This is a genomic window from Sutcliffiella horikoshii, assembly GCF_020524325.1.
In the GTDB taxonomy this organism is placed as follows: domain Bacteria; phylum Bacillota; class Bacilli; order Bacillales; family Bacillaceae_I; genus Sutcliffiella_A; species Sutcliffiella_A horikoshii_D.
The window spans coordinates 1-24,206 of sequence record NZ_JAIVKY010000001.1; the positions used below are offsets into that span (position 1 = coordinate 1).

25 protein-coding genes are annotated in these 24,206 nt (G+C 41.4%); 1 reads left to right on the top strand and 24 read right to left on the bottom strand.

Features of this window, described 5'->3' with window-relative positions; all coding sequences use genetic code 11:
- Nucleotides 1-275 precede the first annotated feature (275 nt).
- A complete protein-coding gene (locus LC091_RS00005; protein WP_148988378.1) occupies nucleotides 276-1,151 on the top strand; it encodes a YitT family protein in 876 nt (291 codons plus the stop codon).
- 247 nt (nucleotides 1,152-1,398) lie between these two features.
- On the opposite strand, the gene LC091_RS00010 is transcribed toward LC091_RS00005, so the two are convergent.
- The 24 genes from LC091_RS00010 to ndk form a co-directional block, all read right to left on the bottom strand.
- Nucleotides 1,399-2,079, bottom strand: a complete 681-nt coding sequence (locus tag LC091_RS00010) for a zinc metallopeptidase (protein WP_226679699.1) — start codon at nucleotides 2,077-2,079, stop codon at nucleotides 1,399-1,401.
- A gap of 85 nt (nucleotides 2,080-2,164) precedes the next feature.
- A complete protein-coding gene (locus LC091_RS00015) occupies nucleotides 2,165-2,962 on the bottom strand; it encodes a sporulation protein YpjB (RefSeq protein WP_226679700.1) in 798 nt (265 codons plus the stop codon).
- A 59-nt stretch (nucleotides 2,963-3,021) separates the two neighbouring features.
- Nucleotides 3,022-3,618, bottom strand: coding sequence for a lipoprotein heptaprenylglyceryl N-acetyltransferase LhaT (locus LC091_RS00020; RefSeq protein ID WP_226679701.1), 597 nt, complete (start codon nucleotides 3,616-3,618; stop codon nucleotides 3,022-3,024).
- A gap of 71 nt (nucleotides 3,619-3,689) precedes the next feature.
- Nucleotides 3,690-4,484 carry a menaquinol-cytochrome c reductase cytochrome b/c subunit gene (locus LC091_RS00025; protein ID WP_226679702.1) on the bottom strand — a complete coding sequence of 265 codons (795 nt, stop codon included), beginning with the start codon at nucleotides 4,482-4,484 and terminating at the stop codon, nucleotides 3,690-3,692.
- 37 nt (nucleotides 4,485-4,521) lie between these two features.
- Entirely contained in the window at nucleotides 4,522-5,196 is a 675-nt protein-coding gene (gene qcrB, locus LC091_RS00030; protein ID WP_010193681.1) for a menaquinol-cytochrome c reductase cytochrome b subunit, read from the bottom strand.
- A gap of 3 nt (nucleotides 5,197-5,199) precedes the next feature.
- On the bottom strand, nucleotides 5,200-5,709 hold the full coding sequence (locus tag LC091_RS00035) for a ubiquinol-cytochrome c reductase iron-sulfur subunit (RefSeq protein WP_226679703.1): 510 nt from the start codon (nucleotides 5,707-5,709) through the stop codon (nucleotides 5,200-5,202).
- Between the two features lie 246 nt (nucleotides 5,710-5,955).
- Nucleotides 5,956-6,414: a YpiF family protein gene (locus LC091_RS00040; protein ID WP_226679704.1), complete on the bottom strand. Its 459-nt coding sequence runs from the start codon at nucleotides 6,412-6,414 to the stop codon at nucleotides 5,956-5,958.
- Between the two features lie 414 nt (nucleotides 6,415-6,828).
- Nucleotides 6,829-7,365 carry a ReoY family proteolytic degradation factor gene (locus LC091_RS00045; RefSeq protein ID WP_223489575.1) on the bottom strand — a complete coding sequence of 179 codons (537 nt, stop codon included), beginning with the start codon at nucleotides 7,363-7,365 and terminating at the stop codon, nucleotides 6,829-6,831.
- 32 nt (nucleotides 7,366-7,397) lie between these two features.
- Nucleotides 7,398-8,657 carry a tetratricopeptide repeat protein gene (locus LC091_RS00050; RefSeq protein ID WP_226679705.1) on the bottom strand — a complete coding sequence of 420 codons (1,260 nt, stop codon included), beginning with the start codon at nucleotides 8,655-8,657 and terminating at the stop codon, nucleotides 7,398-7,400.
- Nucleotides 8,658-8,701: 44 nt separating this feature from the next.
- Nucleotides 8,702-9,613, bottom strand: a complete 912-nt coding sequence (locus LC091_RS00055; RefSeq protein ID WP_226679706.1) for a hypothetical protein — start codon at nucleotides 9,611-9,613, stop codon at nucleotides 8,702-8,704.
- A 422-nt stretch (nucleotides 9,614-10,035) separates the two neighbouring features.
- Complete coding sequence (gene aroA / locus LC091_RS00060; protein ID WP_226679707.1) at nucleotides 10,036-11,328, bottom strand: 3-phosphoshikimate 1-carboxyvinyltransferase; 1,293 nt, start codon at nucleotides 11,326-11,328, stop codon at nucleotides 10,036-10,038.
- Nucleotides 11,329-11,344: 16 nt separating this feature from the next.
- Nucleotides 11,345-12,457, bottom strand: a complete 1,113-nt coding sequence (locus LC091_RS00065; RefSeq protein WP_226679708.1) for a prephenate dehydrogenase — start codon at nucleotides 12,455-12,457, stop codon at nucleotides 11,345-11,347.
- 57 nt (nucleotides 12,458-12,514) lie between these two features.
- Complete coding sequence (hisC, locus tag LC091_RS00070) at nucleotides 12,515-13,609, bottom strand: histidinol-phosphate transaminase (protein ID WP_226679897.1); 1,095 nt, start codon at nucleotides 13,607-13,609, stop codon at nucleotides 12,515-12,517.
- A 9-nt stretch (nucleotides 13,610-13,618) separates the two neighbouring features.
- The gene (gene trpA, locus LC091_RS00075; RefSeq protein ID WP_226679709.1) at nucleotides 13,619-14,425 is read right to left on the bottom strand and encodes a tryptophan synthase subunit alpha; all 807 of its coding nucleotides are present in this window, start codon (nucleotides 14,423-14,425) and stop codon (nucleotides 13,619-13,621) included.
- The gene (gene trpB, locus LC091_RS00080) at nucleotides 14,422-15,621 is read right to left on the bottom strand and encodes a tryptophan synthase subunit beta (protein WP_226679710.1); all 1,200 of its coding nucleotides are present in this window, start codon (nucleotides 15,619-15,621) and stop codon (nucleotides 14,422-14,424) included. The genes trpA and trpB overlap by 4 nt, the downstream gene beginning before the upstream one ends.
- The gene (locus LC091_RS00085; RefSeq protein WP_226679711.1) at nucleotides 15,596-16,261 is read right to left on the bottom strand and encodes a phosphoribosylanthranilate isomerase; all 666 of its coding nucleotides are present in this window, start codon (nucleotides 16,259-16,261) and stop codon (nucleotides 15,596-15,598) included. Before LC091_RS00085 ends, trpB begins: the two co-directional genes overlap by 26 nt.
- Entirely contained in the window at nucleotides 16,254-17,018 is a 765-nt protein-coding gene (gene trpC, locus LC091_RS00090; RefSeq protein WP_226679712.1) for an indole-3-glycerol phosphate synthase TrpC, read from the bottom strand. The genes LC091_RS00085 and trpC overlap by 8 nt, the downstream gene beginning before the upstream one ends.
- The gene (trpD, locus tag LC091_RS00095) at nucleotides 17,008-18,033 is read right to left on the bottom strand and encodes an anthranilate phosphoribosyltransferase (protein WP_226679713.1); all 1,026 of its coding nucleotides are present in this window, start codon (nucleotides 18,031-18,033) and stop codon (nucleotides 17,008-17,010) included. Before trpD ends, trpC begins: the two co-directional genes overlap by 11 nt.
- Nucleotides 18,026-19,540 carry an anthranilate synthase component I gene (gene trpE / locus LC091_RS00100; RefSeq protein ID WP_226679714.1) on the bottom strand — a complete coding sequence of 505 codons (1,515 nt, stop codon included), beginning with the start codon at nucleotides 19,538-19,540 and terminating at the stop codon, nucleotides 18,026-18,028. Before trpE ends, trpD begins: the two co-directional genes overlap by 8 nt.
- A gap of 287 nt (nucleotides 19,541-19,827) precedes the next feature.
- Nucleotides 19,828-20,208: a chorismate mutase gene (aroH, locus tag LC091_RS00105; RefSeq protein ID WP_226679715.1), complete on the bottom strand. Its 381-nt coding sequence runs from the start codon at nucleotides 20,206-20,208 to the stop codon at nucleotides 19,828-19,830.
- Between the two features lie 14 nt (nucleotides 20,209-20,222).
- Nucleotides 20,223-21,317, bottom strand: a complete 1,095-nt coding sequence (aroB, locus tag LC091_RS00110) for a 3-dehydroquinate synthase (protein ID WP_226679716.1) — start codon at nucleotides 21,315-21,317, stop codon at nucleotides 20,223-20,225.
- Nucleotides 21,301-22,473, bottom strand: a complete 1,173-nt coding sequence (aroC, locus tag LC091_RS00115) for a chorismate synthase (RefSeq protein WP_226679898.1) — start codon at nucleotides 22,471-22,473, stop codon at nucleotides 21,301-21,303. The genes aroB and aroC overlap by 17 nt, the downstream gene beginning before the upstream one ends.
- A gap of 128 nt (nucleotides 22,474-22,601) precedes the next feature.
- On the bottom strand, nucleotides 22,602-23,384 hold the full coding sequence (locus LC091_RS00120; protein ID WP_226679717.1) for a CheR family methyltransferase: 783 nt from the start codon (nucleotides 23,382-23,384) through the stop codon (nucleotides 22,602-22,604).
- Between the two features lie 325 nt (nucleotides 23,385-23,709).
- A complete protein-coding gene (ndk, locus tag LC091_RS00125; RefSeq protein WP_226679718.1) occupies nucleotides 23,710-24,156 on the bottom strand; it encodes a nucleoside-diphosphate kinase in 447 nt (148 codons plus the stop codon).
- Between the last annotated feature and the right edge of the window lie 50 nt (nucleotides 24,157-24,206).

The following is a 24,206-nucleotide window of genomic DNA, read 5'->3' on the forward strand; positions in this document are numbered from 1 at the left end:
CAAACGCTTAAAAGAAAAAGAAGTAGAATCGGCTTCTCTTCTTAGAGTTGCACAAAAACAAAACAAAAACACCTAGAAGAGTGGGGGCCTTGACAGTTTCGTTCATATCAGGAGGCTCAAGCACCGCACCGCGGAAAGGGAACACCTGGAACGAAATCGACAGGAAGTGATAGGCAAAACAAATAATAAGCCTAATCCTTTATCTCATTTACTTATCTTCTTCTTGTCTATTATAATAGAGAGGTTGTAAACTATCTAGGTCTTGGAGGTTCATCATGTTAAAAGGCTTGAAAATAAAAAATATTATCTACATACTCATCGGTTCTGCCATTTTCGCATTTGGTCTTGTCAACTTCAACATGCAAAACAATCTAGCAGAGGGCGGCTTTACCGGTATAACCTTGCTTTTATATTTTCTTTTCCGGTTTGATCCTTCCTATACCAACCTTCTACTGAATATCCCTATCTTTTTCATCGGTTGGAAGTTGCTAGGAAGAAACACGTTCTTTTATACATTAATTGGGACGTTCAGCTTGTCCTTGTTTTTATGGATATTCCAAAGGGTCCCTTTAATGTTCCCTCCTCTTGAAGATGATTTAACATTGGCAGCGTTGTTTGCAGGGGTGTTCATCGGAATTGGTTTGGGGATTATCTTCCGTTACGGAGGAACAACAGGTGGCGTGGACATTATTGCTCGTCTTGCCCATAAGTATATTGGCTGGAGTATGGGAAAAGCGATGTTCATGTTTGATGCTGTGGTAATCGTCCTCTCCTTGATCATGTACTTAACCTACCAGGAAGCGATGTATACGCTTGTTGCTGTGTTTGTTGCAGCTCGTGTGATTGATTTCATGCAAGAAGGAGCTTATGCAGCTAAAGGGGCGACCATTATTTCTGAGAAGAATGAAGAAATTGCTTCGAAGGTTCATGCGGAAATGGACCGTGGTGTGACAATATTGCGAGGACAAGGTTCTTTTTCAAAGGTCGAACGCAATGTACTGTATTGCGTTGTCGCAAAAAATGAGCTGGTAAAGTTGAAAAACGTTATCACTTCTGTTGATCCGCATGCGTTTGTAGCGGTCAGTGATGTACACGATGTACTCGGGGAAGGCTTTACATTGGATGAGAATAAGAATCCGATGGAGCGATAATTCTTCTTTTATAAGGTTGGCTGTGAAATTGTCTTACATTCATTATGAAGACAGTTCCACAGCCTTTTTTCTGTTCAGAGTGTCTTCATCTCCCTTATGAAGACAGTTTCACGCCATTTTTTCTGTCAAAACTGCCTTCATCCAAATCATGAAGGCAATTCCACCAAAATTTCCGGCTCAAAAGTGTCTTCATTGCGCAAATATCGAAAGGAGCAGCCACTAAAATGGCTGCTCCCAAACAATCTAACTATTCCCTACTACCCAAATAAATCAATATAAATCTCACCAGTTCCGCTACCGCAACAGCTGCCGCTGCCACATAGGTCAATGCCGCGGCATTCAATACCTTCTTCGTTTCACGCTCTTCATTATTATTAATGATACCAAGCGACACAACTTGATCCATCGCCCTATTAGAAGCGTCAAACTCAACTGGGAGCGTGACTAGCTGAAACAGCACCGCCGCTGCCATAAAGATAATTCCTACAAGAATCAGGTTACTGGCACCAAAGATAATCCCAGCGAAAATCAAGAAAAACGACATATTCGATCCAAGACTCGCTACCGGTACTAACGAATGACGAAACCGTAAAAATGCGTAATCTTGATTGTCCTGAATGGCATGCCCTACTTCGTGTGCTGCAATGGCCGCACCTGCTATGGAATTCCCATGATAATTATGAGATGACAGTCTGATCGTTTTCGAGCGGGGATCATAGTGGTCAGTCAAATGACCCCTGGTTTCTTCCACACTCACGTCGTGAATGCCGTTATCGTGTAAAATTCTTCTGGCAACCTCTGCCCCCGGCATTCCAGATGAGGAAGCAACTTTAGAATATTTTTTATATGCGCTTTTCACTCTTGACTGCGCCCATAATGGGACAATCAGTAAGAAAGCAAAGTAGATTAGATACATTCCCAATCCCATTAGTAAGTCCCTCCTTAGCCTAATATCACCAAGCTAACTGTAGTCTTCCTATTAGGATTATTTTATTTCCTATATTTTATCCATGTCAATCTTTAAGCTTTTTCCGCATCTCGAGCTTTTTAGCCCCAAGGTATTTACGGAAGGCAACATAGGACAGTGTTAATAAAATAAAACTCCCTGTTGAAATCATGACCCATAAAAACGACGGATCTGTTTCATCTTCCTTAAGCTCTTTAAAAAGTGCTTTAAGGTCGGCTTCAATTACCTGCATATCGTCAAATTCCTCTGAATGAGATAGCAGAGCCTCCCTGTTTTTATCTAAATAATCGATATGTGCATCGACTTTTTGTATATACTCCGGCTTAACATCCATCCTAACACTAGGATGGATCATATCGTATTCCAATAAAAGTCTTCGATATAATGCTTCATAAGAATCGCTGTCTCTGGTATCAACAGAATCCTTCAATTGTTGAAAGGTCATGATTAAAGGATCTTCCATCTCGACCCACATCGGCTGGTGTTCAGATGTCATGGCATCTACAGCCAATCGCAGTCTGATGATCGCCCTGACTTTTTCTTCGTGTGGAAGGAGTGTATCACTCAGGGAGGCCATTGATTGTTGATGAACGACAGATATAATTCTTACTTCATCTGAAGGAATCTGCTGGTTCGTCACCATCAGTTTTGTAAATTCGTCTGAAAAAATGTCAAGCAGGTTGTGTGCTTCTACATATCTTTCCGTTTTTACAAGCTGAAGAGCATCATCCATAATAAAATTCAAAGCAAATGGCTCCAATGATTCATGAGAGTGCGCTTTTATACCTGTCGGGAAAATATGTAAAAATAATAGAATGGCTACTATAAGTTTTTTTGCTTTCATCGCTTGTCCCTCCCATATTCTCTACTACATGTTATGAGAGGGTGGACAAGGTTAGAACATTAATCCAAGCTCAGCTTCATTCTACTTTTCCGTAAAGAGAAATAATACGCGACGCCAATGGAAAATATACTTAACCAAAAAGTGAAATAGCCAATCTGAGGCAAATATTTCATCAAGCTTCCATACCAAGGCATCATTTTAAATACATAGTCAATAACATCATTATGTAAAGTCCAAATACCCGCTGCAACAAGGTGCCATAGTTTAAAGCGATAATACGGACTATACAGCACTCCTTGGACGGCCATTGCACCATGAGAAACGATCAGCATATACCCCTCTATCGGCAAATAGCCAGTTTCCATAAGCGTTAAGATATTCATTACCACTGCCCATATTCCGTATTTCACCAGCGTAATGATTGCTAACGCCTCAAACAGTTTAAAATTTTTATTAAAAATAAATCCTAACAACACAAAACAGAAAAAAAGACTTGCCGTAGGACTGTCCGGGACAAAAATAAGAAAAATAGCTGGGGTTTCTGCCAGCTGATAACCATACCATATGTACCCATAGATGGTCCCAAGAAGGTTGATGATCAAAACCAACCACAGCATCACCGGTGTCTTCAATAAATGTATAAACCAAGTTAGCATCCTATTTCCTCACTTTATATATTGATGTTTCCATTATACAAAAAAGCTGGCTAAATTAGCCAGCTTCTTTGTTATTCTGCTTCCGCAGCTTTTTTGTTCATTTCAACTAGGTAGTCACCTAGGATTTTAAGTTCTTCGTCTGAACCTTTGAAAATCCCAGCTCCCATATCACCTTGACCTTCTACTGCAATCTTCTGATAATCTTCAGATGCATAGTCAGGGTTGTCTAGTAGGGATGGAGCTACACCAGGGCTACCTTGCAGGTTGTTAGCATGGCAAGAAAGACAGGTGTTTTCTTGAAGAATCAAGTAACCTTCTGCATTCTCATCAATTTCAACCGCAAGTTCGTCTCTGATCTCACCTTGTTCTGCCGCAGCTTCCCAGTCATGAGAATCTACAGACTGCCAAGTTAAGAAGAAGATTGATGCAATACCAAGTAGCATTAAACCAGTAGCAACCGGACGCTTACTTGGGCGACGCTCAGGACCACGATCTAAGAATGGAGCAAGTAATAATGCACCAAACGCAAGACCTGGCATGATCATTGCACCAATAACCGTGTATGGTCCAGCTGCATATTGATATTTAAGTAGTTCGTATAAGAATAAAAAGTACCAGTCTGGCAACGGGATATACGCAGTATCAGTTGGATCTGCGATACGCTCTAATGGTGATTGGTGAGCGACAGTCAGGCATAGGAATGCGATTAGGAAAACCGCACCAACCATCCATTCTTTTAGCAAGAAGTTTGGCCAGAATGCTTCCGTTTTACCAGGAAACTCGGAATAATCTTTTGGAATATTAGGTTTGCGTACTGCCGGGACACGCGAGTCACCAACAAACTTCATACCTTTTCCTCTATGCATATAGGTTCCCCTCCTTTGTTATCAAAAATAATGAATCTTATAGCGGTCCAGAAATACCTTGCTTACGAATCATGACAAAGTGAGCACCCATCAAACCGAATAGAGCTGCAGGTAAGAAGAATACATGAATCGCAAAGAATCGAGTCAGTGTTTGCGCACCAACAATTTCAGGATGTCCAGCAAGTAACGTTTTCACCATATCCCCTATTAATGGAGTTGCAGCGGCGATCTCTAATCCTACTTTTGTAGCAAACAATGCTTTCATATCCCAAGGTAATAGGTAACCTGTAAAACCAAGACCTAACATAATGAAGAAGATAAGTACTCCTACCACCCAGTTAAGTTCACGTGGTTTTTTATATGCACCTTGGAAGAAAACACGTAGTGTATGTAAAAACATCATTACGATAACTAAACTCGCTCCCCAGTGGTGCATACCGCGTACGATTTGACCGAACGCAACTTCATTTTGTAAGTAATAGACGGATTCCCACGCATTTTTAATGTCCGGAACATAGTACATAGTCAGGAACATACCTGAAAGTACTTGAATAACTGTTACGAAGAACGTTAATCCACCAAAGCAATAAACGAATGCGGAGAAGTGATGTGCTGGGTTTACGTGCTCAGGTACCTCGTGGTCCGCGATATCGCGCCACATCGGCGTAATATCTAATCGTTCGTCAACCCAGTCATAAATCTTATTTAACAATTATTACGCCTCCCCTTTAGGTTTTGCGCTACCTAGATATACTTTTCCATCTTCCACTTTATGTTCGTAAACATCTAGTGGAGCAAGTGGAGGAGTATTAGGTACGTTGTCACCATTTTTTTCATACAAACCATAGTGGCATGGACAGAAGAATCTGTTGGGATTCGCTTTATCAGAAGCCCAGTTCACCGTACAGCCAAGATGTTTACAAACAGGAGATAAAGCAATTACATCTCCACTTTCGGATTTAAAAATCCAGGCAGATCTCGGTTCTTCAGATTCATACCATGCATCAACTTGATCAATTTTAAAATCAAATCGTTGTGGTTCAGTTGTTAATTCGCTTTCATCACATACAGGAACCATATCTTGCTCTGCACCAGCTTTAAGTACAGGATCAATTGCAAAACGGACCATTGGCATCAGCATACCTGCTGCCATGAAACCGCCTACACCAGTAAGGGTATAGTTTAAAAATTGACGTCTAGACACGCGATGGTTTTTCTCACTCATTGTTTTCCCCCCTCTATAGAAAGAACTAAGTCCATACGGACAGTAGATTATAACACATAGAAAACTAGGACATTCTCATGATATATCAATCTTGTCCCAAGGTCAATAATCTCCTGCCTTGAAAAAATGGCAAGGTTGTGACTTATTTTCAATCCTTTTAAAATATTTTCTTTTTTTTATTGCTTTTTTAATATCATTTTGCTAGCAGTTTGCCTTTTGGGATATTTTGCACCATTTTCTATACTTTTAATCCTGCCATTTTTGAATAAACATCGGTAATAATTGATTCATCTGATCTTGAATGATTTTCTGCTTGTATTTATCTTCCATATCCTCTAAAGGAATCGCTGGTAGCCATACAAGCTTTCCTTCTAATTGCTGCTCTTGCTGACTCCAAGAACTGTCGGAAGTCATTAGAAAAACGTGTTTAATATTGTTTTCTTTAATATGTAGAGAAAGATTATTAAGCTGCGCTACTTTGCTTTCTGCTTGATCTGATTCGATATAGCTGAATGGCGGCAACAGAATAACTCTTCCTTTAAACTGTCTTTCCAATTCGTAACTCAATATGTTTATGTATTCTCCATGAGAGGCAATCGTTTTGATATTGTCACCGAAACTAATCGGCATCAGGGGAATGATAACGGTATCTATGTATTCTTTTGCTTGAACGTACTGGGAGATATCTTTGCTTGTCCATTTCATGGTTTGATTTCATCTCTTTCTATTATGGATTTAGTGTCGTTCTTTAAATATAAGTTTTGTGGTTGGTGAGGTCAAATGTTTTGGGCAGTACACGTGCCATGAGGACCTCTCTCCTCTTTTTTCCTCGTCACTGAGGTCTTCATAACTGCCATGAGGACTTCTCTCCCCCTTTTTCCTCGTTACTGAGGTCTTCATAACTGCCATGAGGACTTCTCTCCCCCTTTTTCCTCGCCACTGAGGTCTTCATAACTGCCATGAGGACTTCTCTCCCCCTTTTTCCTCGCCACTGAGGTCTTCATAATTGCCATGAGGACTTCTCTCCTCCTTTTTCCTCTTCACTCATGTCTTCATCCTGACAATAATTTTCCAATCAACAAAAACCCCCGCAACATTTAGTTGAGGGGATACAATTTCTTATAGTCTTTTTAACTGGCCTGTCAGTTTACGAAACGCCTCTTCATCCTGACGGTCCAACGCATCGTCGATCAATTTCAATAGCTTCTCTTTTTGAAAGGTGTAAATGGATTCTTCTAGCATTCGCTCTGCTAAGATCCGGTCCTTTTCATTGATTTGGGGCTGCTTCGGCATAAACGGATTATCTTCCAGCACCGCTGCGTATTGCGGCGAATGATAGACAGACCGGAAATTTAATTGAATATAAATATCCTCATCACGATTAAGCCTTATGTCATGGAAGGACTTTTCGGCGTCCGTCGTCATCACATTTTCCTTATAAAACCTGAATGGCACTTCCTCTACACAATGGGTTGACATGATAATTCCCCGTGGACAGAACTGGGCTTGCTCGACAAAGTGAACTTTCTTCATCAACTGGTCATGACTCATCAAATAGTTTAAAATCCATACACATTCACGTCTTTTTAACTGATAGTTTCCTAAGAACCACCTTATAAAGTCCTTCTTCTCGTTGACAGATACAGGGGTAGCCACAACTATCGTCCCTCCTCTGCGTAGAATATTCCCTACTCTTGTAAATTTAGATACAGATCTTGCAATTCTATGTTGGTTGGGTCAAGTTGTATTAGTTTTTCAAAAAGCGGCTTTGCTTCTTCTCGTTTTCCTTCTTCCAATAAGAAGTGTGCGTAATCGTAAAGGAAGCTGCTGTCATCTTTAAAAGAAGTATATGCTTGACGGTAATGATTTAATGCATCAGAATATTTTTCGGTTTGTTGAAAGGCAACAGCTAGGTCCCAATCATATTGCGGGTCTGACTCTTCAAAATTAATGAGTTCATTTAGGCAGTCTATAACATCTTCATAGCGCTCTTCCTGCAAGAAGATTTTCGTTAAAGTTAAGGCTGCTTCCACATATCCAGGGTCGATGGCAATGGCTTCCCTCAGTAACTTTTCCGCCTCAGGCACATTCTGCTGTTTCATTGCCACTTTCGCTCCGTAAACCTGCAATTCTTTGTTATATTCATTAACCGCTAATCCTTCTTTTGCAACACGCAAGCTGTCTTCTAATAATCCTTCGTGTTCGTAAGCTTTTGCAAGATATAAGTAAAGAGAGGAGTATTCATAATCCATTTCTTTTACCTGATTAAGTTTTTCGATACTGGTCTTAAAATATCCTGCCTGAAAAGCGGTAAATCCGTATTGAAATAATACGTCAATTTTCAACTCTTTCTGCAACGCCTGGTCGAAATAAGGCATCGCTTCCTCAAATTGACCTGTAGCACTGTAGCATTCAGCGAGTCTTTCTTGCAAGGAGAATTCAATATCTTCAGCATGCGGAAGAACAGCTTCATAATATGGAATGGCTTTTTTATAATCACCTTGAGACAAATATACTTCTCCTAAAGCAAGGCTGATGATCGGTTCCTTTGGTGCAAGCTTTTTGGCAGTAAGCAGTTTTTGCTCGCTGACCTCAAATAGTCCTTGTGCCTGGTAAAGGTCTGCAAGAAGAAGCAGAGACTGTATATAGACCTCATCATCTTCCGCTATGTTCTCTAATAAACCCATCGCTTCATCTTCTTCATCAAGGTCAATGTGGACTTCAGCCAGTGAAATAATGAGGTCAGACTCATTTGGAAATTGGTATAGGAGGTTTTGGTAAAGTTGTTTGGCGTCTTCAAGCATGCCAAGTTGCTGATAAATCTGGGCAGTCTGAAACAAATCCTCTTCTCCAAATTTTGATTCGTTTTCTTTTAGGATAGTAAGACCCTGTTCTATGTCCCCGTTATCTATTAGTTCTAGAGCTTTATCAATTACTGTGTAAGACAAAATACTACTTCCCTTCGTTTTTAAAATCCGCAGTCACACGTTCTTCAAATCTGTTCAGTGAGTAAGAAGTGCCCTGGAATGGTTACTGTACATTCTTTTCCAAAGCCCGGACGAAATAAAACCTCATCTCCCGCTTTGATAACCGTTCCTTGATGAACCGTAACTTCTGGAATATGACTATCATAATCCAGATTTTCAATAGTTTCAATAATATGGCCTTCTGGTGACAAATAGAGATTATAGTCTAATTCTCCACCGACCCTCAAATCTCCTTTAGTGGGGTAGATACCAATTTTCATTAATAGATCCAAATCAAGAGGTTTCCCCTGTTCTGGGCACTCGGTGGAATGTGTTAATTTTTCTTCTTTCATGATTAGTTTCCACTCTTTTTTCTTCCTATTTTTTTTGGATGGAGAAATGTTTTGCCAGCACGGCAGAAATGTTACCGGAAATTGATACAAGGCATCTTTAATCCACCCCCATGGGACGGAAGAGAGTTCTGTTGCATCATCCATCTGCAAAAAGATAGCAGATATCTTATAGCGCCTACATTGTCGTACAAAAGAAGGTGTGAGTTTATGGAAGGGAATTCTTACCGCAAAATAATAATCAATCGGACTATTTAATAAGAAAGATCTCGCTCTCTTTAATGTTTGCAATAATTCTTTTTCGCGTTGAACGGTAATGAGAGAAAGAAGGGTTGTACATCCTTTTTTTAAATAGTTCTCGGTGATGAACTGTTTGAACTCCGGAAAGGGCATTTGATTAAGGTTATCGACCAGCATAACATGTCCGGGTGTCAGCACATAGGGGGAAGTATCCATTCTCATGGATTTTGAATTGACAAAAGGGCCTTCTTTCATGTAATGGATTTTGCTATCTTTCACTAGCAAATTGGTATGGAGGAGTGTTGATTTGTTCTTGACCACATTGGCAGCTTCTATAATATATTCCATAGCATCCCCCTCTTGTATTGTCCTTAAGACAAGCTATGCGAGGGAAGGGGGAAATATGCTTTGGACGTAATAATTGGGGTGTACGGAAATTGGGGTAACGTTTGGGCTCGCGCTGACACCGGCGCGTACCATAGTGTTCACATACCCCCTAGTGGTACTTAGTTAGAAAACGGGCGATAATCAGAAATTACGGGCTATTTTTTGGGTGAATCGGGCGAAAATTTCATTTTACGGGCGATTTATAAGACTAATCTGGCGATAATCTCAATTTACGGGCGAAATGCCGATTATCACCCGCCCAAAACGTTAGATATACCCCCACCCCTCCCTAGGCAATCATACGACCTTAGTCAAAGCTATTAAAAATAGCAAACTAAATGAAAAAGTGGCCCATCCCCATGGATGGACCACCTTCTCTAAATTCAACCTCTTCTCAAACTCTCCATATGCTCAAAAAAGCTCGGATAGGAGACATTGATTGCCCCATCATTATGAAGAACTGTTTCTCCATGCGCAATTAAGCTCGCAATGGCACCCATCATCCCGATACGGTGATCCCCGTAGCTGTCAAGGGTGCCGCCATGCAACTTTGTTTTGCCTTTAATGATCATCCCGTCCTCGGTTGCCTCAATGTCAGCTCCAAGCTTCTTCAGCTCGTCCACAACTGTGTCAATACGGTTTGTTTCTTTCACCTTCAGCTCTTCTGCGTCCTTAATGACTGTTGTCCCCTCAGCCTGGGTTGCCATCAAAGCGATGATAGGCACTTCATCAATCAGGCGTGGGATGATATCTCCGCCAATTTCAACACCTTTAAGCACAGAAGATTCAACGGTAATATCAGCATAAGGTTCCGGTCCATCCTCTACTACATTAGAATAAGAAAGACTTGCCCCCATATTTTTCAAAACTTCTAATATCCCAGTTCGAGTAGGATTTAACCCGACCCTTTGCAGTGTAATCCTGCTTCCAGGCACAATCGCCCCAGCCACAAGGAAAAACGCTGCAGAAGAGATATCTCCAGGAACGACAATATGCAGATCAGACACAAGCTTCTGTCCACCAACTACGCTTACCTTGCAGCCTTCCTCTTCTTTTACTTCCACTCCAAACGCACGCAGCATTCTCTCTGTATGGTCACGGGATTTAAAAGGTTCACTTACAGTGGTAACCCCTTCAGCCTGCAACCCTGCCAAAAGAATAGCAGATTTCACTTGAGCACTTGCGACAGGTGACACGTAATCAAGTCCAGTCAAGCCACCTCCCTGAATAGAGATCGGCGTGAAATTGCCATCCTGGTTCCCTTGTATTCTTGCTCCCATATCACGTAACGGAACAGTCACCCGTTTCATCGGCCTTTTCGCGATAGACTCGTCCCCAATTAGGACAGAGTGTATTGGCAAGCCGGAAAGGATCCCCATCATTAGTCGTGCTGTTGTTCCAGAATTCCCGACATCCAATATTTCTGTTGACTCTCGAAGTCCCTTCAATCCGTTTCCATATACCGTCACATTGGAGCCATCTTGTTCTATCTTCACTCCAAGCTTGGAGAAACAACTGATTGTACTTAGGCAGTCATCACCCGGGAGGAAATTCTCCACTGTCGTTTTACCTTCCGCCATAGAGCCGAACATGACGGAACGATGGGAAATGGATTTATCTCCAGGGATTTGAATGGTTCCTTCTAATCCACTTGCAGTAACTGTAAGCTTTTTCATTTTCTCTCTCTCCTAACTAGACAATATAAGTTTCATACATGGTGTGTTTGTGTAAGCAATCTTCGGCTGATTGACGATCATCCTCTGATTGGAAGCTTAGTCTCAGCACTCCATAGATTTCTTCTCTTGTTTCCATGATACGGATATTGGTGATGCTTATTTTTTCTTTTGCAAGGATTCCTGTAATCTCAGAAATGATCCCAGGGTAGTCAGGCACATCCACATATAAATCGTAGAATGACGGAATAGCACCTTTGGATTTTACCGGAAGGCCGTCACGGAACTCTTTTGCTTTGCTGAAATACTCAAGCAAGAAAGCTTCGTTATCTTGTGACAAATGATCGCGTACCACTTCCATTTGCTTCATCCATTGATCTAAAAGTGTTAGGATGGTCGCTTTATTATGTATTAAGATGTCTTTCCACATGGTCGGGTTGCTCGAGGCAATCCTAGTGATATCTCGAAACCCTCCGGCTGCAAGTCTTGAGACAAACGGGTTGGTAGATTGCATGTCCTCTGCCTGGTGAACTAAACCTGCTGCGACCACATGAGGAAAATGACTAATGACTCCAGCTACCAAATCATGTTCTGCAGCAGACATGGTGATAAAGTTTGCCTTTGTCCCGGCAAGCCACATTTTCGTTAAGGCTACTTCTTTTGGATTGGCATCCTCTTTAAATGGAGTAAGCACATAAAAAGCATTTTCAAAAAGGTGGCTTTTGGCAGCAATCACACCGCTCTTATGGGAACCTGCCATCGGATGCCCCCCTATGAATGTAACATTTTCCTGAGGGAAAAGGGTAGCCGCCAGAGTTGTGATGCTGTTCTTAGTACTTCCTACATCGGTAATCACAACTTGTGGTTTCGTGAATGTTATCCTACTTAAATGTTTTAATACTTCATTTGCCTGCATAACCGGTACAGATATGACAATAAAATCTGCATCTTTTGCTTCCGCATCGTAATTCTCACAGAACTCATCAATGACTTTTAATGACGTTGCTAATTTTGCCTGCTGGGTATTTATATCGTATCCTATTATACTCGCGTTAGGGTGTTCTTTTTTTATCGCAAGGGCAATGGACCCGCCGATCAGCCCAAGTCCGATGACCAATACTTTCCCGTTCACTACACTTCACCGCCTGATGTCTTTATATATGTAAATAGAGAGGATATCTCCTCTCTATTAGATGGCTTGCTTCATTTTATATTCTTTCAAGTAAGAGATGATCTCTGCGTTTTGATCTTTTGTTCCGACTGTAATACGTAAACAAGTCGGGTAACCTAATGCTTTTCCAGAACGCACAATATAGCCTTTTTTCATCAAGTATTGAAACAATACATCGGAGTCCGTTTGGAAATCAATCAAAATGAAATTCCCTTCAGATGGGTAATAGGCAAGCTTCATTTCCTCGCAGAACACGTAATATTGCTCTAAACCTTCTTTATTCTTTGTCACACAATCTTTTATAAAAGATTGGTCTCTTACTGCAGCCTTGGCAGCAACCTGAGCCAGGGAGTTCGTATTAAAAGGTTCCCTTGCCGGTTCGATGAGGCGGATTAGCTTTTCATTGGCAATACCATATCCGATTCGAAAACTTGCAAGGCCGTAAGCTTTCGAGAAAGTACGCGTAATCATAAGGTTTGGATAGTCTTTTAACAGTTTCACCGTTTCAGGGTAGTCGTCTGACGTGACATACTCCTTGTATGCTTCATCCACAACTACTAACGTACTAGCAGGGACTTTCTCAAGAAAAGAAAGAAGTAGCTCTTCCTTAATATACGTTCCTGTAGGATTATTTGGACTGCATAACCAAACGATTGCTGTATTCTCATCTATCGAATTAAGCATTTCGTCAAGCTGGTGGTAACCATCTTTTAATGGAATTTCTCGAACTTCTGCCCCTTCAATAATGGCGTTATGCTTGTATTGTGGGAAAGAAGGAGTTGGCATGACCGTATTCTTTCCAGGTCTCAATAGTGCCCGGCAAACAATTTGAATGACCTCATCAGAGCCGTTTCCGAAAATAAGCTCTTTTTCGCCTACACCTGTTTGGGCTGCAAGTACATCTCGCAAGTCTCTTGCATAACCATCAGGGTATGTTGCGGACTTGCTTAGCTCCGCGATCAATGCCTGTTGAACAGACGGGGAGCACCCATAAGGATTCTCATTAGATGCTAGTTTCACTATTTTTTCAAGTCCTAATTCCCTCTTCACTTCTTCCATTGTTTTCCCAGGTTGATATGGGGTCAAGTTAAGCAGTTGTTCTTTAATATCCATCTTCAACAATCACCTTTCTGCCAAAAGTGGAGAAATAAGCTCCTCTATTTGTTGTTTTAATTCATGCAATGTTTTTTCTTCATCAACTCTAAATTGTTTTTCTTTTTGTTCAATCATTTTTATGAGTGCACTTCCCACCACAAAGCCATCACAATATGGTTTTAAGGTTTGTATGTGTTCACTCTCTGAGATTCCGAATCCTACTGCAGTCGGGACGTTGCTTTTCTTTTTCACTTCTTCAAGAAAAGCATACAACTCCTCGGAAAATTCCTTACGCACCCCTGTCACGCCAAGCGATGAGATACAATATAAAAATCCTTGGGCATGCTCTGTGATCGTATTCATCCGGTCTTTGGAAGTTGGGGCAACAAGAGAGATATACGTTATAGCGTGTTCGCTGCATTTCTCTCGTATTCGCCCGCTCTCTTCAAACGGAAGATCAGGAATGAGGAGCCCGTCGACCTGATTTTGCTTCGCTAAAGCGAAAAAGGATTCTTCCCCTAATTGTAACACAGGATTGAAATACGTAAAGAGGATGATCGGAATTTTCAGTCCTCTTCTTCTCATTTCTCCAGCAAGCTCCATCGTGCTAGTTATGGTTGTTTTATGAGCCAAAGCCCGCTTAGAAGCACGTTGTATAACCGGGCCATCTGCTAGCGGATCAGAGTAAGGTACTCCAAGCTCTAGTACAGATGCACCTGCTTCCTCTAAAAGAAGGGCCAGTTTTATTGTCAATTCCGGTGTAGGGTCCCCAGACATGATAAATGGAATAAACAGCTTGTCATGTTTTGGTAATCTCTCTAGATACGTTGTCATTCTACTGTCCCCTCCATTCTATTCATTAATGTATGCACGTCTTTGTCCCCGCGCCCCGATAAACATACGAGGACCGTTTTATCACTTGGCATTTTTGCTGCTTCTTTATAGGCGGTTGCAAGTGCGTGAGCCGACTCTATCGCGGGAATGATGCCCTCTTCTTTTGCAAGAATATGAAGGGCCTCCAACGCTTCCTCATCTGTCACACTTTGATATTCCACTCTGTTGCTGTCTTTTAAATAGGCATGCTCTGGTCCAATACCAGGATAATCCAAGCCAGCTGAAATGGAATAGGGTTCAATGATCTGACCGTGTTCATCTTGAATCAGATACGTTAAAGATCCATGGATAACTCCTTTGGTCCCTTTCGTTAACGTTGCAGCATGAAGAGGAGTATCAATGCCTTTTCCGGCAGCTTCCACACCAATAAGTTTCACATCGTCGTCAACAAATGGTGCAAACATTCCAATTGCATTGGAGCCTCCGCCTACACAGGCTACAATTTTGTCTGGCAAACCGCCTTCTCGTTCTTGGAACTGTCTTTTGGACTCCTCACCAATCACCCGTTGAAATTCACGCACCATATATGGATATGGGTGTGGACCCACAACAGAACCAATCATATAGAAGTGGTCTTCACAATGCTGCACCCAGTAGCGAATGGCTTCATTTGTAGCATCTTTAAGCGTTTTATTGCCGCTTGTAGCAGGTATTACTTCTGCTCCTAGTAATTTCATACGAAAAACGTTTAATGCCTGGCGCTCAATGTCTTCCTCGCCCATGAACACCTTACACTCGAGTCCAAACTTGGCAGCAACGGTTGCGGCTGCCACCCCATGTTGCCCTGCACCAGTTTCGGCGATGATCTTCTTTTTGCCCAAGCGCTTTGCAAGCAATGCCTGACCGATAGCGTTATTAATCTTATGTGCGCCAGTATGATTCAAGTCTTCTCTCTTTAAGTAGATTTTTGCTCCACCGATACGGCTTGAAAGTTTTTCGGCGTATGTTAACGCTGTAGGTCTCCCAGAATACTCCTTTAAATAATAATGATAGTCTTCTAGAAAGGTTGGATCTTTTAAGGCCTCTTGTAAGCCTTGTTCTAATTCTTCCAACGGCAGCATCAATGTTTCAGGCACATACTTGCCCCCGAATTCCCCAAATCTACCGAAGCTATCTGGTGTTTGTACGTTTGTCATGTTCCCTCACCATTCTTTCTATCAGATTCATTTTTTCTTTACTTTTAGCAAAATTCTCTTCTATTCCACTTGATAGATCGATTCCTTGTGGTGAATAAGGTAACAGTTCTTGTAATGTCTCTACATTAATTCCGCCCGCAATCATATAAGGGATACCATATTGTTTCGAAAGCTTGTCATAAAGAGGGATATGCTCCCAGTTGAAGCTTGTTCCCGTCCCTCCATACTGATTGCCGACTTTTTTATCTACCACAAAACCATCTATTGTACCAATGAAGGGGGTTAATTTATTTAAGGTGGTTTCATCTTCGTGATGAATTACCTTCCAAATATCCACATTACATTGTGACTTCAACTCTTTAATAAAAGTCAGGCCCTCATCTCCGTGGCACTGAACGACATCAAGCGGAACAGTGCGGACAGCATGAAGGATGAACTCTTTACTTTGATTGACAAAGATTCCTACGAGCCGCTTGTTCCGAGGAGGAACGGCTACTACCCATTCTGCCACCTGTTCGGGTTTTACCTGGCGCTTACTCCTCGCAAAAACGAAGCCTAGATAGTCTGCGTCCGACGATACTGTTGCCTCATAATCTTCCAAACTTTTGTTGCCGCAGAATTTCACCTTCGTTCTAGACATGCTCCAACTCTCCGAATAATCTCTTCACCCCTGTACTTGGTGTTTGATCTTTCATAAACGCTTCCCCAACAAGCACGGCTTTTGCACCAAACTCTTTTACTTGGCGCAGGTCATCAGCAGTTAATATGCCGCTTTCACTCACAAGTAAGGAAGAGCTAGGGATGTAATTTGCCAGGTCCTTGGTTGTTTGAATATCTGTTTCAAAGGTTGCAAGATTTCTATTATTTACTCCGATTATCTTTGGCGTGATTGTTTGCAGTAGTTGCATTAGCCTATTCAAGCTGTGCACTTCCACCAGTACATCCAAACCTAAACCTGTCGCTTGTTTATATAAGGCAGCTAATTTTTGGTCGGTAAGAATTTCAGCAATTAACAAAATCGCATCTGCACCAATTCTTGCACTCTCCTCCACCTGAATCGGGTCTATAATAAAATCTTTTCTCAGTACAGGAAGGCTTGTTGTTTCCTTTACCATCATCAAATCATGCTTTGATCCTTTGAAATATGTCTGATCTGTGAGAACAGATATCGCATCCACCCCGACTTTTTCATATTCCGCTCCAATATCGATAGGAGCAAAGCTTTCTTTTAAGATCCCCTTTGACGGGGAGGCCTTTTTCATTTCTGCTATCACGCCTAAATGACGATTGGGATTGGCAAGTGCATCATAAAAGGAGTAACGCTCTACTTGTTTTTGGGAAGGAAGTGTTAGATTTTTCACTTCCATCTTTTTTGTCTCGACAATGTTAGTTAACATGTTCCGTCACCCCTGCCTTCTTTAGTTGCTGTAATAGTTCGTACGGTTTATTTTCCTTAATCAATTGAAGGGCAAGCTCTACACCCTTATGGATTGTTTCGGTAATTCCTGATACATACAGAGCAGCACCAGCATTTAAACAAACGATATTTCGTGCACTTTCATTGCTTTTGTTTTGGAAAATTTGCTTGATAAGATGGGAACTCTGTAAACTGTTAGACACCTGAATGTCCTCCAGGCGGCCTCGTTCAAACCCAAAGTCCTCAGGAGCTATCGTATAGGATGTTATTTTCCCATTTTTCACTTCCACCACATGCGTCCTTGCGGTAATCGTAATTTCATCCAACCCATCTTCCCCTGCTACAATCAATACATGTTCGGAACCAAGCTCATTCAATACTTCCGCCATTTTATAAGCATAGTCTGCTGAAAACACACCGATCACCTGCTTTTTACAACGAACAGGATTGGCCAAAGGACCAAGCAGATTGAAAATAGTCCGAAATCCGATTTCTTTTCTAGGAGCGACCGCATGCTTCATTGCCTCGTGGTAAATAGGGGCAAAAAGAAAGCTCATTCCATTGACTTTAAGGTTTTCTGTCGCTTCTTCAAGTGTTTGCTGAACGGGAAGTTGCAGCTGCTCCAACACATCTGCACTTCCACTGGAAGAAGAAACTGCCCGATTTCCATGTTTGGCTACTTTTGCCCCACCACTTGCCGCCACAATGGCAGAAGCAGTAGAAATATTGAAGGTAGAGGCTCCATCCCCTCCTGTACCGCATGTGTCGATTAAATGAGGATGCGCAAAAGATATCGGCTTCATATGACCTCGCATCGCTTTTGTGAAACCCAACATTTCCTCCGAAGTCTCCCCGCGGAATCTGAGAATAGAGATAAAACTTGCAATCTGACTGGAGGTTACCTCCCCATTCATCATTAGATCCATCGCACTTTCGGCTTCTTCTGTTGTAAGGTTCGCCCCATCTATTAATTTCGTTAAATAAGCTTTAAACATAGCTTGCAGACCCTCCCGACTTTTTGGCAAAATATTTATTCGCTAGTTGGATCGTTTCTATTAATGCCGAGGCTTTGTTTACTGTTTCTTTATATTCCAGTTCCGGTACAGAATCTGCTACCACACCTGCTCCTGCCTGAACATAAAAGCTGTTGCCGCGTTTTTGAATGGTCCTGATAGTAATACAAGAATCAATATTTCCGTCAAAACCGATATAACAAATGGCTCCAGCGTAGGTGTTTCTTACTGTCGGCTCGAGTTCTTGCAAGATCTGCATCGCCCTTACCTTTGGTGCGCCGGAAACCGTTCCAGCGGGAAATGCTGCAAGCAAGGCTTCTACAGGTGTGTAGCTTGGAGCAAGTTCGGCCTTCACGATGGAAATAAGGTGCATCACCCTTGAAAAATACACAAGCTCTTTCATGACCGGCGTATGGACAGTTCCATATTTGGCGACTCTTCCTAAATCGTTTCTGGCAAGATCGACAAGCATATAATGTTCGGCCTGTTCTTTTTCATCTTGCATTAGGTCCTCCGCAAGCTGCTGGTCTGCCTCTTGTGTTTTTCCTCTTTTCCTTGTTCCAGCTATCGGATGAATCTCTAACTTCTTATCTTGAATTTGTATCAGCCTCTCTGGAGAGCTCCCTATCAGTTCCATTTCGTCATATTTGAGATAAAACAGGTATGGAGAGGGGTTTTGTCTTCTTAACACTCGGTAAACGTCAAATCCTTCCATGTCTGCTTCTAACTCAAAACGCTGGGAAAGGACACATTGAAAGATGTCACCAGTCTGGATATATTTCTTAATCTTTTCTACATGTTCAATGAATCTCTCTTTTGTATAATTGGATTGAACAGTTAGTTCTTTTTTTCCGTTATCCACTTCCACAAGCGGGTCGCTTTCTTGGCGTTTTCTTATCAGAGAAACTTTATCAAGTATTGATTGTTTTGCCTGACTAAATCTATTCTTCAGCTCTTTTTCATCTTCATTTCCATCTAAACGGATATAATGAATAAAATGTAATTCATTTTCCTTATGATCACATACCACTATATCTTCGCAATACAATAGATTTGCTGTGTGTTCTCCTCCATAGGATGGGTGCATGGGCACTTTTTCGATCGTCGGGATAAAATCATAACTTAGATATCCGACTGCTCCCCCTGTAAACCCTATCTTTTTTTCCAGGAGCTTTACTTGAAGTAGGTTATTAGCTTGTTTGATGACCTCATTCAATTCTTTAGATTGAAATAGGATGTGGTTTGTCTTTTCGTCCCGTAAAGATATGGTGGTATTCTCGGCTATTATCTTTAGAAATGGATTTAATCCAATAAAAGAATACCTCGCCCAATCTGATTTAGGCTCTTTACTTTCTAAAAGATAAACCGCTTCATTTCTTAAAGCCTGAAAGATGGAAACGGGTGTTAATGTGTCTTCAAAAAAACTTTCCATAATGGGAATGGTTTTGTAATGTTTGCTTGCATGCAGAAAGTCTGCAAACTGATGCATGTGATCTCCTCCATTTTCACGAAATGGAGAATGAGTTTGTAACGAGGCGTTACAGAATGAGGAAAAACAAAAACCCAAAGACAGAGGATAGTCTTTGGGTAGATTTATAGGATACATTCTAACCTCAGCTAATCTCGACTCATTCTCAGCTATTCTCTTCTCAACTCGGCTCAATAATTAATATATTGGGTTGGGTATTACTCTTGGCTCTTTAGCCCTCAACTTAAATCTCTAAACTAATCTCTAAACTGTTTTACTACTTGTTAGTACTATATGATAGAAGATTGCTAATTGTCAACCGATAAAGCTTTTGCTAGGTCCGGTCGTAAACTTACTGCTTCATGTAAATAAATATGCTGAATGTTCTTTTGCGCGACTTCTGTGTTGACAGTCATCATTACTCTAATACAGGAAGGCAGTGAGTTAGGCACAGCAATCTCTTTTGTACACATGACAGGGACATAATCCCAGCCTTCAAGATTTCGAAGCGCTTTGGCAGGAAAACATGCCGTGATATCTGCTGTTACAGAAATAAGTACTTGCGCGACATCTTCGGCCACAATGTTGTTCGCATCAATCATGCTTGTTAATAATTCTTCTGTTTTACAAATGATTTCTTTTTCTGAATTCTCAAGTATGGTTGTTGCGCCTCTTACACCACGAATCACCGAATTCCCCCTTTTCAATAAAATTCTTGTAACGTTTCTAGTATGAACTCATCTGATACGGTACGCAGTTCTACATTTCCTACTGACTGTATCAATACCATATGTATATGACTGTTCTGTGTTTTTTTGTCTTTTTTCATCCAACCTAACAGTTCTTCAGGGGAAACGGAAGGTCTAATCTTAGTTGGAAAGCCGTAACGTTCCCACGCTCCTAACAAGTCCGTTGTTAGTTTCAGTTCCGAATGTAACTTTTCGCTTAGTCTTGTTGCAAAAAGCATACCGAGCGCTACTCCGTCTCCATGCGTTATTTTTCCATAACCGTAAGCTGCCTCAAGAGCATGACCTAATGTATGGCCAAAGTTTAAAATCGCCCGCAAACCTGTCTCTTTTTCATCATTTGATACGACTTCCGTTTTGATTTTTATTCCGTTTTCCAAGGACACAAGCAGTCTGTCTTCCGTTAAATCGTCCAGGCTTTTAATATTTTCTCTAATCCATTGATAGAACTCGTCGTCCCAGATAAGTGAATGTTTCACCACTTCGGCAAAGCCTGAGCGCATTTCTTTTTCGGGAAGGCTTTTTAAGAAATCTACATCATATATGACCGCTTCGGGTTGATAAAAGGAACCAATCATATTTTTTCCAAGCGGATGATTAATTGCGACCTTCCCGCCTACTGCACTGTCATGCGCGAGAAGTGTAGTTGGCACTTGAATGAATTTGATTCCCCTCATAAATGTAGAGGCAACAAACCCTGCAATATCTCCTATCACTCCACCACCAAGAGCAATAATGACAGAATGGCGGTCCATTCCTTTTTCTAGCGCGAATGTTTGAATGGCATGATAGTTTTCGAATGACTTTGCTTCTTCCCCATTAGGAAGTACATAAGAATGCACGATAAATTTTTGTGTTAAACTTGAAACTATTTCAGAAAGGTACAGGTCAGCAACTACATCATCTGTCACTATTAGCACCTTACTCGGTTTCTTTTGAAATGAACCCAGAAATGGTGACAATTGCTTTACCGCGCCTTTTCCTAAAAATACAGGATACTCCTTTGATTCAGTCTGAATGGGAATTTCCTTCCAGTTAGAACTTTGCGGCATGTTCTCGCATCCTTTGGACATTTTCCTTGATAAGGTCCATTCTGTCCTGTCCGAACTGTTCTACGATCGCTTGAGCGATTTCCCACGCGACCACCGCTTCTGCCACCACGCTTGCTGCTGGTACCGCACAACTGTCGGAACGTTCTATGCTTGCCTGGAACGGCTCTTTTGTATCAATATCAACGCTTTGAAGCGGCTTGTAAAGGGTAGGAATTGGTTTCATGACACCTCTTACCACAATCGGCATACCCGTCGTCATGCCGCCTTCAAAACCTCCAAGGTTATTGGATAATCTGTAATACCCTCTATCTTCACTCCAAGCAATCTCATCATGAACCTTGCTACCAGGAAGGCTCGCTGCTTGGAACCCAACCCCAAACTCCACACCTTTAAAGGCATTGATGCTCATAATGGATGCGGCAACCTTCGCATCTAACTTTCGATCATAATGCACGTAACTGCCTACTCCAGCAGGAACTCCCTCGACTATGACTTCCACAATACCGCCAATAGAATCTCCATTCTCTTTGGCTGTGTCAATCGCATCCATCATCTCTTGCTCTACTTTTTTATCATAGCAACGAACTGGAGAAGCTTCGGTTTGCACTTTTAAGTCATCAAGATTCTTGATTGGTTGAGGTTCTGCTTTCACCCCTCCTATTTCTGTTACATGTCCTGCTACTTTAATGCCTAGTTCAGCGAGGAATTTTCGTGCAACAGCACCTGCTGCTACCCTTACGGTCGTTTCCCTTGCGGAAGAACGCTCTAAGACATTCCTCATATCACGATGACCGTATTTGATGGCACCATTAAGGTCTGCATGTCCAGGACGAGGCTTTGTAACTTTTCGTTTTACCTCTTCTTGATCTTCTTGAGAAAGGGGTTCTATCCCCATAATTTTTGTCCAATGCTTCCAATCATCATTTGTTACCGCTAAGGTTATGGGAGAACCTAACGTTTGACCATGACGAACTCCACTTAGAATATCTACAGTATCCTTTTCAATCTGCATTCTTCGGCCACGGCCATGCCCTTTCTGTCTTCTTGCAAGATCATCATTAATATCCTCGACAGTCAGTGGCAGCCCAGCTGGGACACCTTCTAATATGGTTGTCAATTGCGGTCCATGCGACTCGCCAGCAGTCAAATATCTCATCGTCATCAGCCTCTCCTTTATCTCTTTAAAGCTTTTAAGCGTGTAAGTGAAATTAATTATGTAATACTATAACACAAGTGTAGCGAATTGTTCTAGTAAAAAAAATGTGCAGCTATATAGTTTGTACGTTAGATCTTCCTGTAAAAAAATGTGTCTACTACTTCAAAACCGTACTTTGCCGGCTGAAAAATTTGTTCGGTACTTCCTACAAAAAGAATACCGCCTTTTTTTAGAGAATTACTGAATTTGTAGTAAAGCTGCTCCTTTGCTTCCTCTGTAAAATATATCAATACGTTCCGGCAGACAATCAAATCGTGGCCAGTTTCAAAAGGATCCGATAGTAGATTAAGTCTTTTATAAATAACTGTATTCTTTATTTCATCTTTAACCTTATAGAAAGCATCTTGCTTGGTGAAATACTTATTTTTGATTTCGGTGGGAACCTCCTGTAGGGATCGTTCCTGGTACGTTGCTAGCTTTGCCCTTGCAATGACATTTGAGTCAATATCGGTAGCTTTGATTTTTATTTCTTTCAGTGGCAGGAAGTTACTTAGCACCATGGAAAGTGTATAAGGCTCCTCTCCTGTGGAACATGCAGCACTCCAAACTTTTGGACTCTTGTTTTCCTTTATCAATTCAGGGAGAATTTTCTTCTCTAAGATCTCCCAACGCTTATAATTTCGATAGAACTCAGAAACATTTATGGTCATTCGATCGAGAAATTCAAAAAGTTCTTCCCGATTCTTTTCTAGAAGACGGTAATATTCATTAAAATTTTTCAGGCCCTTTTTTTCGTACAGAGAGGTCAGCCTTCTTTTCATCTGCCCTTCTTTATAAAGTGCCAGGTCAATACCTGTCTTCCTTTTTATCTGTTCAATAAACTGATTGTAATCGTCCCTCATGCCATTCATCTACTTTCTCTCTATATCTGTAATTTCAGTATAGCTGATTTGAGATTGGAGATGGGACGTAGCTTCAAAAATTTTTCCGAATTAGCTTCTACACTTAAATTTCAACCTTCTACCGTTTGGCCCCCCACCTTCTACATTTCCCGGCATACCTTAATACATTTCCCAAACGACCTTCTACCTCTTAGCTTAAATATTCTACACTTTACCCTTCTCCACCTAAAAACAGTCTCCGTAATTCGTCCCCACCATCAAAAAATCAACAAAAAAACCCCTCTCAAACTGAGAAGGGTTTTTTAGATAAAGCGTTTTCAATTTATCTTAAATATTAGTAGATCCAGTTGTTTACGTCTCTTTTGTACTCAACAAGACCTTCGCCATTAAAGAAAAGACCGATTTCGCGCTCTGCACTCTCGGAAGAATCAGAACCGTGAATGATGTTCTTTCCTACAGTTACGCCGTACTCTCCGCGGATAGTTCCAGGAGCTGCATCTTTAGGGTTTGTAGCACCCATCATGTGGCGCGCGGTAGCGATTACATTTTCACCTTGCCAAACCATTGCGAATACAGGACCAGAAGTGATGAAGTCTACAAGCTCTCCAAAGAAAGGACGCTCTTTATGTTCACCGTAGTGCTCTTCTGCCAATTCAGTAGGAATTTGCATTAATTTTGCACCAACAAGTTGGAAACCCTTTTTTTCAAAACGAGAAACGATTTCACCGATAAGGTTACGTTGTACGCCATCAGGCTTTACCATTAAAAATGTTTTTTCCATAATAATTTCTCCACCCCATTACGATTATGTAAGGTTAGGTAAACCCTAAC

Bases quoted from the DNA above. Each gene is read 5' to 3' on its own strand.
- LC091_RS00005 (WP_148988378.1), top strand. From the start codon at position 276: ATGTTAAAAGGCTTGAAAATAAAAAATATTATCTACATACTCATCGGT.
- LC091_RS00010 (WP_226679699.1), bottom strand. From the start codon at position 2,079: ATGGGATTGGGAATGTATCTAATCTACTTTGCTTTCTTACTGATTGTC.
- LC091_RS00015 (WP_226679700.1), bottom strand. From the start codon at position 2,962: ATGAAAGCAAAAAAACTTATAGTAGCCATTCTATTATTTTTACATATT.
- LC091_RS00020 (WP_226679701.1), bottom strand. From the start codon at position 3,618: ATGCTAACTTGGTTTATACATTTATTGAAGACACCGGTGATGCTGTGG.
- LC091_RS00025 (WP_226679702.1), bottom strand. From the start codon at position 4,484: ATGCATAGAGGAAAAGGTATGAAGTTTGTTGGTGACTCGCGTGTCCCG.
- LC091_RS00035 (WP_226679703.1), bottom strand. From the start codon at position 5,709: ATGAGTGAGAAAAACCATCGCGTGTCTAGACGTCAATTTTTAAACTAT.
- LC091_RS00040 (WP_226679704.1), bottom strand. From the start codon at position 6,414: ATGAAATGGACAAGCAAAGATATCTCCCAGTACGTTCAAGCAAAAGAA.
- LC091_RS00055 (WP_226679706.1), bottom strand. From the start codon at position 9,613: ATGGAATATATTATAGAAGCTGCCAATGTGGTCAAGAACAAATCAACA.
- aroA (WP_226679707.1), bottom strand. From the start codon at position 11,328: ATGAAAAAGCTTACAGTTACTGCAAGTGGATTAGAAGGAACCATTCAA.
- hisC (WP_226679897.1), bottom strand. From the start codon at position 13,609: ATGGATATTAAAGAACAACTGCTTAACTTGACCCCATATCAACCTGGG.
- trpA (WP_226679709.1), bottom strand. From the start codon at position 14,425: ATGACAACGTATCTAGAGAGATTACCAAAACATGACAAGCTGTTTATT.
- trpB (WP_226679710.1), bottom strand. From the start codon at position 15,621: ATGACAAACGTACAAACACCAGATAGCTTCGGTAGATTTGGGGAATTC.
- LC091_RS00085 (WP_226679711.1), bottom strand. From the start codon at position 16,261: ATGTCTAGAACGAAGGTGAAATTCTGCGGCAACAAAAGTTTGGAAGAT.
- trpC (WP_226679712.1), bottom strand. From the start codon at position 17,018: ATGTTAACTAACATTGTCGAGACAAAAAAGATGGAAGTGAAAAATCTA.
- trpD (WP_226679713.1), bottom strand. From the start codon at position 18,033: ATGTTTAAAGCTTATTTAACGAAATTAATAGATGGGGCGAACCTTACA.
- trpE (WP_226679714.1), bottom strand. From the start codon at position 19,540: ATGCATCAGTTTGCAGACTTTCTGCATGCAAGCAAACATTACAAAACC.
- aroB (WP_226679716.1), bottom strand. From the start codon at position 21,317: ATGCCGCAAAGTTCTAACTGGAAGGAAATTCCCATTCAGACTGAATCA.
- aroC (WP_226679898.1), bottom strand. From the start codon at position 22,473: ATGAGATATTTGACTGCTGGCGAGTCGCATGGACCGCAATTGACAACC.
- LC091_RS00120 (WP_226679717.1), bottom strand. From the start codon at position 23,384: ATGAATGGCATGAGGGACGATTACAATCAGTTTATTGAACAGATAAAA.
- ndk (WP_226679718.1), bottom strand. From the start codon at position 24,156: ATGGAAAAAACATTTTTAATGGTAAAGCCTGATGGCGTACAACGTAAC.